The 14170-nt window shown below is 70.9% G+C and carries 15 protein-coding genes; 11 read left to right on the top strand and 4 right to left on the bottom strand.

The features are described from left to right. Positions 1-144: 144 nt before the first annotated feature. Positions 145-342, top strand: coding sequence for a hypothetical protein (locus ACGFYY_RS09065; protein ID WP_393707805.1), 198 nt, complete (start codon positions 145-147; stop codon positions 340-342). A 153-nt stretch (positions 343-495) separates the two neighbouring features. Beyond that, positions 496-957 (top strand): hypothetical protein, encoded by a 462-nt coding sequence (locus ACGFYY_RS09060; RefSeq protein ID WP_393707804.1) that lies wholly within the window; start codon positions 496-498, stop codon positions 955-957. A gap of 189 nt (positions 958-1146) precedes the next feature. Here the strand turns inward: ACGFYY_RS09060 and ACGFYY_RS09055 are convergent, their stop codons facing one another. From ACGFYY_RS09055 to ACGFYY_RS09045, 3 genes are all read right to left on the bottom strand, one after another. Beyond that, positions 1147-1866 (bottom strand): class F sortase, encoded by a 720-nt coding sequence (locus ACGFYY_RS09055; protein WP_365279275.1) that lies wholly within the window; start codon positions 1864-1866, stop codon positions 1147-1149. Further along, entirely contained in the window at positions 1863-2687 is an 825-nt protein-coding gene (locus tag ACGFYY_RS09050) for a hypothetical protein (RefSeq protein ID WP_393707803.1), read from the bottom strand. The genes ACGFYY_RS09055 and ACGFYY_RS09050 overlap by 4 nt, the downstream gene beginning before the upstream one ends. A 667-nt stretch (positions 2688-3354) precedes the next feature. Continuing rightward, positions 3355-3477: a hypothetical protein gene (locus tag ACGFYY_RS09045; protein ID WP_393707802.1), complete on the bottom strand. Its 123-nt coding sequence runs from the start codon at positions 3475-3477 to the stop codon at positions 3355-3357. Positions 3478-3743: 266 nt separating this feature from the next. On the opposite strand from ACGFYY_RS09045, the gene ACGFYY_RS09040 reads away from it, so the two are divergent. From ACGFYY_RS09040 to ACGFYY_RS09030, 3 genes are all read left to right on the top strand, one after another. Beyond that, complete coding sequence (locus ACGFYY_RS09040) at positions 3744-4304, top strand: hypothetical protein (RefSeq protein ID WP_393707801.1); 561 nt, start codon at positions 3744-3746, stop codon at positions 4302-4304. A 269-nt stretch (positions 4305-4573) separates the two neighbouring features. Then, positions 4574-4813 (top strand): chaplin, encoded by a 240-nt coding sequence (locus ACGFYY_RS09035; RefSeq protein WP_393707800.1) that lies wholly within the window; start codon positions 4574-4576, stop codon positions 4811-4813. 210 nt (positions 4814-5023) lie between these two features. Next, positions 5024-5674: a hypothetical protein gene (locus ACGFYY_RS09030; RefSeq protein WP_393707799.1), complete on the top strand. Its 651-nt coding sequence runs from the start codon at positions 5024-5026 to the stop codon at positions 5672-5674. Between the two features lie 84 nt (positions 5675-5758). Here the strand turns inward: ACGFYY_RS09030 and ACGFYY_RS09025 are convergent, their stop codons facing one another. Then, a complete protein-coding gene (locus tag ACGFYY_RS09025; protein ID WP_393707798.1) occupies positions 5759-7255 on the bottom strand; it encodes a cellulose binding domain-containing protein in 1497 nt (498 codons plus the stop codon). Positions 7256-7469: 214 nt separating this feature from the next. Here ACGFYY_RS09025 and ACGFYY_RS09020 point away from each other — a divergent pair, with 214 nt between their 5' ends. From ACGFYY_RS09020 to ACGFYY_RS08995, 6 genes are all read left to right on the top strand, one after another. After that, on the top strand, positions 7470-7784 hold the full coding sequence (locus ACGFYY_RS09020; protein WP_393707797.1) for a hypothetical protein: 315 nt from the start codon (positions 7470-7472) through the stop codon (positions 7782-7784). A gap of 41 nt (positions 7785-7825) precedes the next feature. Next, a complete protein-coding gene (locus ACGFYY_RS09015) occupies positions 7826-7981 on the top strand; it encodes a hypothetical protein (RefSeq protein WP_393707796.1) in 156 nt (51 codons plus the stop codon). Between the two features lie 667 nt (positions 7982-8648). Further along, a complete protein-coding gene (gene lanL, locus ACGFYY_RS09010; RefSeq protein WP_393707795.1) occupies positions 8649-11309 on the top strand; it encodes a class IV lanthionine synthetase LanL in 2661 nt (886 codons plus the stop codon). 60 nt (positions 11310-11369) lie between these two features. Then, entirely contained in the window at positions 11370-11525 is a 156-nt protein-coding gene (locus ACGFYY_RS09005) for a VenA family class IV lanthipeptide (protein ID WP_167350579.1), read from the top strand. 166 nt (positions 11526-11691) lie between these two features. Then, entirely contained in the window at positions 11692-12777 is a 1086-nt protein-coding gene (locus ACGFYY_RS09000) for an ATP-binding cassette domain-containing protein (RefSeq protein WP_393707794.1), read from the top strand. Beyond that, on the top strand, positions 12774-13646 hold the full coding sequence (locus tag ACGFYY_RS08995; protein WP_393707793.1) for an ABC transporter permease: 873 nt from the start codon (positions 12774-12776) through the stop codon (positions 13644-13646). Before ACGFYY_RS09000 ends, ACGFYY_RS08995 begins: the two co-directional genes overlap by 4 nt. Positions 13647-14170: the final 524 nt, after the last annotated feature.

The raw sequence follows: 14170 nt of genomic DNA, 5'->3' as shown, positions 1-14170 counted from the left end.
GCAGGGGCGTTTCTCGCCCGCCCCGGGCGATGCCGAGCCCCGGGCCGGGAGCCCACGATGGCGGTGAAGGCCGGAAGCGGTCCGGGCCCTCGCACCGGCCCGGGCACCGAAGCCTTCGTTCGGAGAAGAGCGAGAGGTGCTCTCATGCGCTACGAATTCCGTATCTCGGGGGTCGTACCGGACACGCTCGCCGCGAGCTTTCCCGAGCTCGCCCGGATGCCCGTACCGGAGCACACGCTCCTGTTCGGCAGCGTGGCGGACGAGGCCCACCTGTACGGGCTCCTCACCCGCTTCCAGTCCCTGGGCCTGCGGGTGCTCGAAATGCGTCGGCTGCCCGCCTGAGCGGGAGCCGCCGTACGGCGGAAGACCACCCGCTTCGGGTGATCACAGCAACCGGACCACCGGACGACACTGCGATGTGGGCACCGAAGCCTGTGACCGACGAGCCGGAGCAGGACGGTCCTGCGCTGCACCGCCAACTGTGAGGTGAATTCCATGGGCCAGCCGACACCGACCGGGGGAAACTGGAACACCGGCCCTGCGCCGGGCACGACACCGCTGTACCCAAGCGGCGACAGCCAGGGCGCGGGGAACGTGGGCACGCTGTTCGCCGCCGTCCTCCTTCTGGTGACCGGCTGCCTCGCGGTGTTCCAGGGCATCGCGGCCATCGCCAACGACGACGTCTACGCGCGCATCGGCAGCTACGTCTTCGAATTCGACCTCACGGCGTGGGGTTGGATCCACCTGATCGTCGGAATCATCGTCATCCTCACCGGGGTGGGCCTGTTCGCCGGCTCGAACCTGGCGCGGGGCGCCGGTATCGCACTCGCCGGTATCAGCGTGATCCTCAACTTCATGTGGCTGCCGTACCAGCCGTGGTGGTCGATCATCATCATCGCGATCGACGTGTTCATCATCTGGGCCCTGTGCACGAGTTGGACGCACGCCACCGAGTGACCCGACGCCTGTGCGGCGCCCGATCCGAAGCCGGGTCGGGCGCCGCCGCATGCCCGCCGGCACCGCTGAGGCTGCGCGGTGGTTCGCGGAGAACGCCGACGCCTCCGCTGAACGAGGGCGTGGGTCGGGCCCGCCGGCCGCAGTGGGGCTCTGCGGCCGGCGGGCAGGTTCCCGGCCCCGTGGTCCGGACTACGCGGCGCCCGTCATGCGGGCGAAGACCACCACGTTGCTGTCGTAGTAATGCTTCTTGGGGTCGAAGTTGCCGCCGCAGGTGACCAGCCGCAGGCCCGCGTGGTCGATGTTCTTGTAGACCTCCAGCGTCGGGAACTCGGCCTTCGGGTACTCGGCGACCCGGTCCACCGTGAACGTGACCGTCTTGCCGTCCTGCCGGGTGACCTTGATGGTGTCACCGCCCTTCATCGTCTTCAGCTTCTCGAACACCGCGGATGCTCCGTTCCACGTGACGTGCCCGGCGATCACGGCCGGTCCCTGGGAGCCGGGGGTGGGCCCCGGCTCGTACCAGCCCGCGAGCCCGGGGTCCTTCGGGGTCTGCATGGTGCCGTCGGGGTTCTGCCGCAAGGTCTCCAGGGAACTGGACAGGTTGAGGGAGGGGATCGAGATCTTCTGCGGCGCGGACCGGGCCAGGGCCTGCGCAGCCTGGCCCGAGCCGGCACCCGCGCCCGTGTCCGTACCCGCGCTCCCACCGCTCTGTCCTCCGGCCGCGGGCGCCTTCCCGGTGGGAGCGGTGCCGGCTGCGGCCGGCGCTCCGCCCTGGAGGTTCTGCCCCGCCGGGGCGGGGGGCTGCGCCGCGTTCTCGCCACCGCATCCGGTGAGGAGCAGCCCCGCGAGGGCTACGGCCGCCAGCGGGCCCAGGGTCCGGCGGCGGGACCGCGCGAGGGTCGGCTTCACGCGCCGCCCCCGGTGGTCTCCCGGCGGACGGACCCGACGCCGGCCCGCCTCCGCCCGAGGATCACCGCACCCGCCACCACCGCGAGTACGGTCATCGCCACACCGTCGCGCACCGTCACCGGCGCCGCAGCGTGTTCCGTCGTACCGCCGCCGGTCTCGATGCCACCTACGGGAACCGATCCCACGGCGGCGCCCTTGACCTCGCCGCAGTTCGTCGGAGCCGTCGCCTCCTGCGGCAGCTTCGGGTCGAGCTCGCTCTTGCCCGCACCCTCGAAGTCGTACTTCTTGTTCTTGTTGCGGTCGATGCCGTGCTGGACGACGTGCAGGTCCTTGATGTGGTCGACCACGTCCTGGCCCACGGTGATCGTCCGCTTGTAGCGGATCGTGCCCTTCGCGTCGGCGACGGGCATGCGCAACACGTCGAGGCCGCTGGTGGGCTTGGTGTCCCCACCCGTCGTGAGCGAGATGTTGATGTCACCGTAGTCATGGGTGGCCTCGGTGTTGCTGAGGACCCCGTCGCCGTCGGTGTCGTCGGTCGCGTCCGGGCAGTGGAAGTCGTGGCCCTTGGTCGAACCGTGCAGATGCTGGGCCGACGGTTGTCCCGGCACCATGCCCTTGGACTCGATCTGAACGGTCAGCTCCTTGCCCTTGAGGGTGAGCATGACGGTACCGCTGGAGCCTGATGCGTTCAGCTGCGCAAGGTCGATCTGGTACGTCTTTCCGCCCTCGGCGAGAGCTGGTCCGGAAACGCCGAGGGTCAGGACCACGGCGGCGGGTATGGCGGCGAGAACCACGTGGCGACCGGCGCGCTTGACTATCACATTCGCTCCTGTTCCGTGGATCCCCAGGACGGGAATCGCAGATCGTGCGGGATTGAGGCGAGGCCCTGGAGAGGCTCTCGCTCATCCTTCGTTGCCCCAACGCCTGCGGATGGGTGCCCATTTGGAAAATCTCAGATGGCTGGTTCCGGCTGTGTTCGGCCGAGTCGTGCCGAAGCCGGCGTAATTCCGCGTGCGGTGCACGTCGGAACGTGCTCGGGCGGCAGCCGGATCATCGCGTCGGCCGGCATACGGCCTGAGGCGGGATCCCCGAAAGCCGCACGTGGGCGGCTTGCAGCAGGCCGCAGTGGGGCCTGTGCCGAGCGGCTGGAAATTCTGTGCACAAAGGTGCGGCCGCATACGCAGGGAGGAGGTCGGGGAATGCCTCCTCCCTGCGTCCGAGTCAGCCCTGCACCGCCCATGGACACAGGCTGCGTCGGGGCCGACCAGGTCAGGTGAAGAAGTCTGAACTCGGTCTCTCCGGAAGTAATCTGACCGCTATCAATTCGAGTCTGCCGCATCTACGCACGCGCATCCACCGCCTTAGACATCATTCCGGTCGCCGACGGGTGGCATCATCCCCGTCGGCCGGTCCGGCTCGGTCTCGACCTTTCTAGTCGTCCGGGTGGTGAGCGGACGAATAGTTGACCTCTGATGCTAAGAAATGCCGTCAGCCCCACACCGGGTACGACGACTGGAAGGCGAGCCGGCCGTCGGCCGCGTCGCCGATGCCCGTGAGCAGATCGTCGAGGGCGAGGTACTCCTCCCAGTGCTGCCCGCCCGTCGTGTGCACGAGGCGTGCGATCAGGAGGTCTTCGAGCGTCGTACCGGGAGCGGTCCACGAGGTGTGGGTTCCGGCGAAGCGGGCCGGGCCCGGGCCGAACCCGCGGGCCGACAGCGGCTCCCGGCCTGCCTCTTCGTGCAGGGAGCCGGGCCCGGACAGCTCGTCGGTGCAAGGGGCCGGAGAGGGGGATCGGAAGGAGCGGACAGAGCCTGGGACAAGAGGTCAGGAAAGGTCACCGGTTCAGGCTGAAGGGGCAGCCCTTAGCATCAACCTTCATGATCACATGGGTCGTCACCATCGTCCTGGCGTTCGTCGGCTACACGGTCACCTACCTCAACGGACTACGGCTGGCGCAGCGGCAGGAGCGGCTCGCGCGGGTCAATCGGCAGCTCGGCGAGCTCTACGGGCCACTGTTCGCCCTCACCGAGGCCAACGGCCGCACCTTCGCCGCGTTCCTGGAACGCAACGCACGGTCCGACGGCCGGTCGCCCTTCGCGCACGAGCTGCCGCCCACCGAGGAGGAACTCGCCGAGTGGCGGTTGTGGGTCAGGACCGTGTTCCTTCCCAACATCCAACGGATGCGCGACCTCGTCATCGAGCACGCCGACCTCCTGAGCGAATCGCAGATGCCGCCGATCCTGCTTCAGCTCTGCGCCCACGTCTCCGGATACGAGATCACGGTCGCCCGGTGGGAGCGGGGGAGTTACGGCGAACACCAGTCCGTGGTGCCCTTCCCCAGCGAGGAGATAGCCGCCTACGCGCGGCACGGGTTCGCCGGTCTGAAGCACGAGCAGGGGCGACTGCTCGGACGTCGGAGGAACGCCGACGGGACGTGACCGTCACGCTTCCCCGCGATCCCCCGATCCCTCCATCCCCCGAACGCGGAGATCCGACGCGGGCGGGGGAAGCGGTCCGACAAGCGGGCCGGGCCGAGGGCTCGACGGGGCTCCCGTACCCCCGAACGGAGGCCCGGGTGCACCTATTCGAGGGAACCGGGCCCCCGGACCCGGGGCGGGAGGCCGTCAGCTGCCGAAAGAAAGGGCGACGACCCCACTCGGGGCCGTGCGGTGCTCCGGCACCGCTGTGCGGTTACAAGGAGATTCACGTGTCGCGTGTTCTGAAGAGTGCGGGTCTGGCCCTGGTGCTGGGCCTGGCGGTCATCGGCGGTGCCTCGTCGGCGTCGGCGGACTCCACCGCGAACGGCTTCGCGGTCGGTTCGCCCGGTGTGCTTTCGGGCAACGTGGTCCAGATCCCGATCCACATTCCGATCAACCTGTGCGGCAACAGCATCAACGTGATCGGCGCGCTCAACCCGGCCGCCGGCAACGTCTGCGTCAACGCCTGAGGCTCGTGAACCACGGCCCGTCCCGGTCGGAGACTCGACCGGGGCGGGTCCGCACGCGGCGGGACCCCGCCGATGCGCGGACTCGTGCGGGTGCTCCTGGTGCCGGGCCCGCCACGCGGTTCCGGCCGCCGGCCCGCTGCGGCCATCGGCATTTCGGCCGACCCGGCCCCGCGTGCGAGGCTTGCCCCGCACCCGGGAGGAGAACAGACGATGCACACGCCGAGCCGGCCCGAAGACCTCGAACACCCCGAACTGCTGTGGGCGAGGGCGGTGACCATGGCCATGGTCGACACCGCGTGCTCCACCAGCACCGAGTTCGCCCTCGACGACGACGGCCTGTGGTGCCACTCCACCGGCGCGGGCGGCTGGTGGCGCCTGACCGTGGTGGACGAGGAGCGCGCGGTGTTCTGCGGCCAGGACCCTGACGGCAGCCACACCCATGTCGGGGGAGAGCAGATCGACTTCCTGGCGGGCGGCCCCGACTGGTTGCCCTGGGACCTCCTGCGCGACGACGCCGCCGGGAACCTCTTCGGCTTCGTCTACTGGTGGGAGAACGGCGCGTGGCACCGTATCCCCTACCCGGACGAGGTGTCGGAGGACGGCCTGGACGGGGCCGCTGCCTGGGTGGGCGCGGACGAGGAGGAGTTCCTCGAACTCACCTTGTCCTCGTTCGACGTCCCGTGGGCGAGCCGGCGGAGCCTGACCGATGCCGTCGCCCGGTTCGCGGCCCTGGCTCGCGAACGCAAGGCCGACGCGGGCGCCGTGGCGGCGCTGTTGGCGACAGCCCACGCAGAGGGCCGGCCGGCTCCGCGCCTCGATGCCGCGCTGGACCTCGCCACTCGCGGGGGCATCCTCTCCTGAGCCGTCCGCGGACACGACCGACGGGCCCGCCGCACATCATGTGCGACGAGCCCGTCGACCGTTGCCCGTTCGGGCCTCGCTCCGCTACTTGAGCCCGGAGAACGCCTTGGTGAAGGCCAGCGGCTGCTGGAGGATCGAACTGCATGTCGCGTCCGCGTGGTTGACGGCTCCGCCCGCGCACTGCTTGTCACGCGTGGAGGACCACATGGCCAGCCGGCCGATGCCCTTGGAGGCGGCGAACTGCACGAGCTGCGTCGCGTCCTCCACCGTGAAGACCTCGCTCGCGACATCGTTCACGCCGATCATCGGCGTGACGGCCACGGCCTTCCACGCCGCCGTGTCGGAGAGCCCGAGGACGCCCTTGATCTGTGCCTGCGTGGCCGTCGCGGCCTGGATCGCGTACTGCCCCATGTCCCCGCTGTACGCCGGACCGTAGTCCATCGCCATGATGTTGACGGCGTCGACCCGCACACCGTTCTTCTTGGCGTCGGCCAGTAGTGCCACACCCGGCTGGGTCAGGCCCTCGGGCATCACGGGCAGGGTGAAGGCGACGTCCAGGCCCGGGTGGGACTTCTGCAACCGGGCGATGGCCTGCGCGCGGCGCGCGTTCGCGGCGGTGTCCGGCAGGGCGGCGCCCTCGATGTCGAAGTCGACCTTGGTGAGCCGGTACTGGTCGACGACCTTGCCGTACGCGGCGGCCAGCTCGTCCACGGTGGCGCAGTTCAGGGCCAGTTCGTGACCGGCGGCCCCGCCGAACGACACCCGGACGTCACCTCCCTTGGCGCGCAGCGCACCGATCTGGGCGGCGACCTTGTCGTTCGCGAGATCCGTGACGCCGCCCCACAGCGGAGCGCAGCCGCCGCCGGAGGTGATGAAGGCGAGGTGGAACTCCTTCACGCCGGTCTTCGTCGCCGTGTCGAGCAGGTCGTACGCCGGGTACAGGGAGGTGTCCACGTACGGGGCGAAGCGCGCGCCGCCGCCCCCGGGGGCGGGGGACGGGCTGGAGGTCGGGGCGGTGGCCGTGGGGGAGGGCGACGTGGTCCCGGTGGGCGCGGCGGAAGTGGCGGGAGCGGTCGGGGCCGGGCTCGCCGTCACCGTGGGCCGGGTGGTGGGACGCCCGCTGGGCTGGGCCGTGGCGCCCTGGTCCACGGAGCACTTCACCCCGTTGATCAGACATCCGGTGGGGTCGCCGAGGGTGCCGGTTCCGCTCGCGACGAAGCCGACGGTGACGGAGGCCCCCGCCGCCAGGTGTCCGTTCCAGCTCGCGGGCTTCACGGTCACGCGGCGGCCGGAGACGGTGTGGGTGCCGTTCCAGAGCGAGTCGATCTTCGTACCCGCCGGCAGGTCGAACTGGAGGGTCCAGTCCGACTGCGCCGTGCCGGTGCTGTTCGTGATGACGTACTGGCCGGTGTAACCGCCGCTCCAGGAGCTGGACTTCGTGTACACGGCTCCGACCGCGCTCGCCTGCGCGGTCCCGGTGAAGGCGAAGGCCACCCCACCGATCACCGCCGCCGTCACGAGCGCGCCCGTGACCTTGGTCGTACGACTCGTCCTGCGCCGGTGCCCGACTGTGCTGCCCATCGCGTGCCTGCCTCTGTGTTACTGGGGAGTTGGGGATTCGGCAGCACGCTAGCCGCACCGAAACGGACATTCGTTCGTTTCGGTGCGGCCGTGGTGAGTCTTAGGTTCCACTTAAGGCAGGGGAAAGCGGGGGATCAGGAAGCGGTGCCCGTCCAAGGGCTGTCCCGTCCCGTCCGGGCTTTGCGTCATCGAGCGGGCCGCCTACCGTTCGGCTGTGAGCAGCTCATTCCAGACGATCGTCGACGTGGACGCGACCGCCGAGGACGCCGTGGCGCATGGGGAGCGGGTGGCCGCGTGGCTGGTGGGTGAGGGGATCGTGAGGCTGCCGGATCACGGTCCTGGGCCGCGGTGGGAGCGGGCGACCGGGTTCCGGGAAGCGGGCGGGAGCGAGGGGCTGACCGTAGTCACCGGGCGGACGGTGTTCTTCTCGCCGCAGCACGGCGGCCCACCGGCCTGCCCGTACTGCGCGGTGGCCTTCGGGGACGGGCACCGTGAGGTGTTCTCCCCGGCCATGGACGCAGGTGGATGACCGGCCGGGCCGAAGTGCCGTGTCCGGCGTGCGGACGGTCGGTGCCGTTGGCCGCGTGGGAGTGGGTCGGAGACGGGCTCGCCTTCGCGTACCTGGGGTTCGAGTTCCGGAACGGTCCCGCGCTGCTGCCGGAGTTCGTCACGGAGCTGGGTCGCGTGCTCGGGCACCGGACGCGGTTCGTCCGCGGACGGATCTAGGTCGTCCAGGGCCTGTCTTCAGGGTCGGACCGAAGGCCGCCTTCGCCGATTCATCGGCGCCCGTATGGTCCGGGGCGGGTCCGGTCGTCGTTTTCGGTCAACGGCGAGCGGCCGGCCGGCTCTCGTTGAGCGTTCAAGCTTCTGGAGGGTCGCAGCTCGCACGGAGGGCCGCGGCAGCCCCCGGCCTCTGGATCATATTTCCGCGCTGGTCGCCGCCGCGGCGTAATACGGCTCTTTACGGCGGGCCGAACAAGGGGAAAGCTGTTGGGCGGAAGCGGCGCACCGATAACGTTCGTCGTGACCGCAGCTCATGCCCCAGGCAGAACTCGACATGAATTCCGAGCGCTGTTTCGATGGCGATCCGATGACGTTTCCGCTTTCCATTCGGATTCGCCGACCGCTGGATTCGTGATAGTCGAAACGGACCGTCCCGGGTCGCTCGTACGCCCCGATCCCTTCACGTACGCACACCGAGCAGCCGGCCAAAGCCATTTACACCCCGCGCACTCCTGTGTGCCTCCCTTCTGCGCCGGTTGACACCATCCGGCGGCGCAACGACACCGTGCGCTCGTCGCAGCCAGTGACGTGCGCCCTGCACGACCGATACGTTCTTCATTACCGAAGGCATATTCCAACCCAGCGGTCCTCGCCGTCGAGAGGGACGGGTATGACGAGCCACGCAACCGAAGTCGACCTCGAAGAGCTGCTCCGCCGGGCGCTGGACTCCACCGGCACGGGCCCGCGTTGGACCACCGACGCGGACGAGATGTGGTGCCGCCTCACCCCCCTGACCGCAGCACGACGCGACCAGGGATGGAAGCTGCACGTGTCGGCGACGGCCGCCTCCGCACCCGCCGTCCTCGCCAAGGCCTTGGACGTGCTGCTGGGGGAGGAGTCGGCGTTCAAGTTCGCCCGGTCCCTGGAGAAGGTCGGCGCGCTCAACTCCCGCGCCACGCCCCGGGGCAGCTCCGGCAAGTTCATCACCGTCTACCCGCGCTCCGACACCGACGCGGCCCGCATCGCGCTCGCCCTGCACCAGGCCACGACCGGGCTAACCGGCCCCCGCATCCTGTCGGACCAGCCGTACGCCGTGAACAGCCTGGTGCACTACCGCTACGGCGCCTTCGTCGGCCGCCGGCGACTCTCTGACGACGGCCTGCTGGTGTGGTTCATCGAAGACCCCGACGGCAACCCCGTCGAGGACAAGCGCACCGGCCGGTACTCCCCGCCCTCCTGGGCGATCAGCCCCTTCCCCGCCTCCGTCCCCGTGCCCTCGCACGACCAGCGGGCGACAGGCGCTCCGGTGCTGCTCGGCGGTCGCTTCTCGGTCCGCGAGGCGATCCGCCACACCAACAAGGGCGGTGTCTACCGGGGTACGGACGTCACCACCGGCGCACCCGTCGTCATCAAGGAGGCCCGGCCGCACGTGGAGGCCGACGCGTTCGGCCACGACGTACGCGACTGGCTGCGCGCCGAGGCCCGCACCCTGGAGCGCCTCGACGGCACCGGCCTCGCACCGTGCCCCCTCGCCATGTTCGAGCACGCGGGACACCTGTTCCTGGCCCAGGAGGAAATACCCGGCATACCCTTGCGCAACTGGGTCGCCGAGCACTTCCGCGACGCCGGGAGCCGGCGCTACCGTACCGACGCCCTGGCCCAGGCCGCCCGCCTCGTCGCCCTCGTCGCCGCCGCCCACGCCCAAGGCTGCGTCCTACGCGACTTCACACCTGGCAACATCATGGTCCGGCCGGACGGCGAACTGCGCCTCATCGACCTCGAACTCGCCGTCCTGACAGGCGACATCGCCCTCCCGACGACCGTCGGAACCCCCGGATTCAGCGCACCCGAGCGCCTGCACGACGCCCCCGTCGCACCGACGGCCGACTACTACAGCCTCGGCGCCACCCTGTGCTTCGTCCTCGCCGGTAAGGTCCCCAACCTGCTGCCCGAGGACCCCGACACCAGGCCCACGGAGCAGCGCCTCGCGGTATGGCTTGCCGCCTGCGACGCCACGCTCGGCCTGCCCGACGGACTGTACGAAACGATCGTCGGACTGATGAGGGACGAGCCCACCGAGCGTTGGGACCCCGCCAGGGCGGCCGCGGCACTCCGCAGGACCGAAGGCGCGCTCCCGCACCACCACACACGCGCCACCGAGCCCACCGAAGGCGGCCACGACCTGACGCGGACCGCCATGGTGGGCATCGTGGAGCACCTCGTCGATGCGATGACCCCGGACGACGACAAACGGCTGTGGCCCGTCTCCACCATGGCGGGGGAGACCGACCCGTGCACCGTGCAGCAGGGCGCGGCCGGCGTGCTGGCCGTCCTGACCCAGTACTTCGAACTCACCGGTGACCCGCGCCTGCCGGAGCTGATATCCACCGCGGGGCACTGGATCGCGGCCCGTACCGACCCGGACTCCGTACGACCCGGCCTGCACTTCGGCGGCCGCGGCACCGCCTGGGCCCTGTACGACGCGGGCAACGCCGTCGGCGACCGCGCCCTCACGGACCACGCGCTGGCCCTCGCCCTCGCACCCCAGGTACCGACCCCCAGTCACGACATCACCCACGGCGCCGCGGGCGGCGGACTCGCCGCGGCCCACCTGTGGCACCGCACCGGGGACCCCCGCCTGGCGGACCTGGTCGTCGACGCCGCCGACCGACTGGCCGCGGCGGCCCGGCGCGAGCCGCCCGGAGTGAGCTGGCCGGTACCCGCCGAGGCCGTCTCCGAGGAGGCCGGTAAACGGTACCTGGGCTTCGCCCACGGCACCGCGGGCATCGGTTGCTTCCTCCTCGCCGCCGCGACCGTCACGGACCGCCGGGACTACACCGAGCTGGCGGTGGAGGCGGGCGAGCACCTGGTCGCCCACGCCGTGCTCGTCGGTGAGGCCGCCCAGTGGCCGGCCCAGGCCACGGACCCGCCCACAGCCCCGTACTGGTGCCACGGCTCGGCCGGCATCGGCACCTTCCTGGTGCGGCTCTGGCAGGCCACCGGCGACGACCGGTTCGGTGACCTCGCCCGCCGCGCGACGCACGCCGTCGTCGAACGCGCCTCCCGCGCCGCCCTCACCCAATGCCACGGCCTGGCCGGCAACGGCGACTTCCTCCTCGACATGGCCGAAGCCACCGGGGATCCGTCGTACCACGCCATGGCCGAACACCTGGCCCGTCTCGTCGTCGCCGAACGGGCCCACCGCGCCGGTCACGTCGTCTTCCCCAACGAGTACGGGGACGTCTCGACGAGCTGGAGCGACGGATCCGCGGGAATCCTGGCCTTCCTCCTGCGGATCCGCACCACAGAACCCCGGCGCTGGATGATCTGACCCAGCAGCCGGTTAGAGCGGCAGGGACCCTGCCGCCACATCACAGAGAAGGAGAAAGTCATGGAGAACCGCGACCTCGAACTGCTGGCTCACCTGCACGCCCTTCCGGAGACCGACCCGGTCGGCGTCGACGGAGCCCCGTTCGCCGCGACCTGTGAGTGCGTCGGCCTGCTGACGCTCCTCAACACCGTCTGTGTGGGCATCAGCTGCGCCTGACCCCGACAGCGGGCCCGCCCGGCCGGAGACGGCCCGAGTAGGGCTCGATGACCTCCGGCCGGTGGCCGCCCCGCAGCGGCCACCGGCCGGAGTACCACCCCGACCCTGGACCGACCAGCCGTACCGCCCGAGTCCGCAGACGACGCCCCGCAGACGAGGACCGACCATGCAGCCACCCGCCGGTGACGACGCCCCCGCCCGGGCCCTCCTCCTGACAGCCGCGCCCCCGGACCCCGACACCACACGGCCCGCGCCCGAACCGGCATACGCCATCAGCACCCGCGGCCTCGTCAAGAGCTACCCGGGCCCGGACGGCACCGCCGTCCACGCCGTCCGCGGCCTGGACCTCGACGTGCGGCAGGGCGAGACCTTCGCCTTCCTCGGCCCCAACGGCGCCGGGAAGTCGACCACCATCGCCATGCTGTGCGCCCTGGCCCGTCCCACCGCCGGACGGGCCGTCGTCGCGGGAGAGGACGTGGAAGACCGACCGGACCGCGTACGACGACACGTGGGAATGCTCTTCCAGCACAGCGCCCTGGACCCCGACCTGACGGCCGAACAGAACCTCTCCATCCACACACGCCTCTACGGGATGAGCCGCCGCCACGCCCGCCGCCGCGTCACCGACACGCTCGAGGCGGTCGCCCTGACCGACCGGCGCCGATCGCCGGTCCGCACCCTGTCCGGCGGCATGCGGCGACGCCTGGAGCTGGCCCGGGGCCTGCTGCACGAGCCCCGCATCCTCTTCCTCGACGAGCCGACCACCGGACTCGACCCGCACGCCCGCGCCCAGGTCTGGGACCATCTGCGCGCCCTGCGCGAGCGGCACGGCACCACGCTCTTCGTCACCACCCACTACCTGGAAGAGGCGGAGAACTGCGACCGCCTCGCCATCATCGACGCGGGCCGCCTGGTCGCCCAGGGCGCACCCGCCGCCCTCAAGGCCGCGATCGGCGACGACCGGGTGGTCCTGCGCACCGGCGACGACGTGAGCGCGCGAGCCGTCGTACAGGACACCGCGCCGCCGGGCGCCGGCCTCACCCAGGACGGCGACGGTCTCTGCCTGCGGGTACCCGACGGCAGCGCCTGGATCCCCCGCCTGTGCGCGGCTCTGGCAGCCCACGGCATCCCCGTACGGGCCGCGTCCGCGACCCCGCCCACCCTCGACGACGTCTTCTTCCACCACACCGGCCGCAGCATCACCACCGCACGGCCTGCGCGGACGCGGTCGGAAGCCGGGAGGGACGCATGACCGCCGCACCCGCGCTCCACGCCTCCGACACCCCCGCGGCGGCCACCGGCGACAGTCGCGAACCGACCCGTCTACGGCGTGAACTGCGCGCGATCCACGGCCTGATCCACCGCGACCTGCTGCGGCTGTCCTCGCAGCCCACCCACACGGCCCTCATGCTGCTCCAGCCGGTGCTCTACCTCTTCATCCTCGGAGGCGGGCTGGCCGCGCTGATCCCCACCTCCACGCTGGGGGTCGGCTACCGGACGTACCTCTTCCCCGGCATGCTGATGATGACGGTCCAAACCCCGGCCATCATGGTCGGCATCCGTCTCATCACCGACCGGCAGAGCGGCTACCTGCGCGAACTCCTCATGGCCCCGGTCAGCCGCACCACGCTGCTCCTGGGCAGCTGCGGGGGCGGCACCACCGTCGCCGCGGTCCAGGGTGCGGTACTCCTCGCGCTGGCCGGCGCGGTGGGCCTGCCCTACGATCCGCTGCTGCTGGCGCTGCTCATGGGCGGCATGATCCTGGCCTCCTTCACCATCACCGCCCTGTCCCTGGCTCTGGCGGTGAGCCTCCGACGGGCCGAGGTCTTCCACATGCTGCTCGGCGTCGTGATGATGCCCCTGCTGTTCCTCTCCGGCGGGTTCTTCCCGCTCGAAAGCCTGCCGGGCTGGGCCCGCTCCCTGGCCGCCGTGAACCCGATCGCCTACGGAGTGGACCTGCTCCGCCGTTCCATCACGCTGCGGCTTCCGGATCGGGCGACGGCGGCGGGCATCGAGTGGTTCGGCAGCCGGCCGCCGCTCGCCCTCGAAGCCACCGCCCTCCTGGCGGCCGGCGTCCTGGCCCTCCTCTGGGCCGCCCACCGCTTCGAGCGCCCCGAGTAGGACCGCCGGCAAGGGACCACCGTCATGACACTCCGTCACCATGGGGGGAGGTGTGCCTTCCGGGTGCTTCCTCCGTCGAAGGAACGGTCGAACGATCGAAGTCGAGCGCCTGTCGCATTTCCCTTCCTGCCGCAACATGCTTAGGCTTTCAGGCACTTGCCCCTTTCCCGGAAATTCGCGAGCGGCCGCTGCCGAGGCCGTTCGTGCCGGGCCGGGTCGGATGCGCGGCCTCCCCGACGCGTCGCGCAGGTGCATTCCGGGCGCGGTCAGGTGGGGCGTTCGCGCATTCCGGTTCGGCCCCCGCTCATCTCGTCCTGTGCGCCGCCGAAAGGCCCTCGGCCCGAATGTTCGTGTCGCGCGGCGCCCGTTGTTTGTCATGGTGGTGTTTCCGGCGCCGAGAAATGGTCAGGCGTTCGCCGCAGGGCCACGCGTAGGGGTGGTGACCATGTGGGCACGAGACCTGTAGCCGGCCGTGCGCCCGTCCCGTAGCGGCCCGATCGCCCGGGAGGCGACGGGCCGGGTCG

Origin of the sequence: Streptomyces sp. NPDC048331, from assembly GCF_043201215.1 — a bacterium.
Taxonomy (GTDB): domain Bacteria; phylum Actinomycetota; class Actinomycetes; order Streptomycetales; family Streptomycetaceae; genus Streptomyces.
The sequence above is the reverse complement of the archived record's forward strand: the minus strand, read 5'-3'. Positions and strand labels throughout refer to the sequence as shown.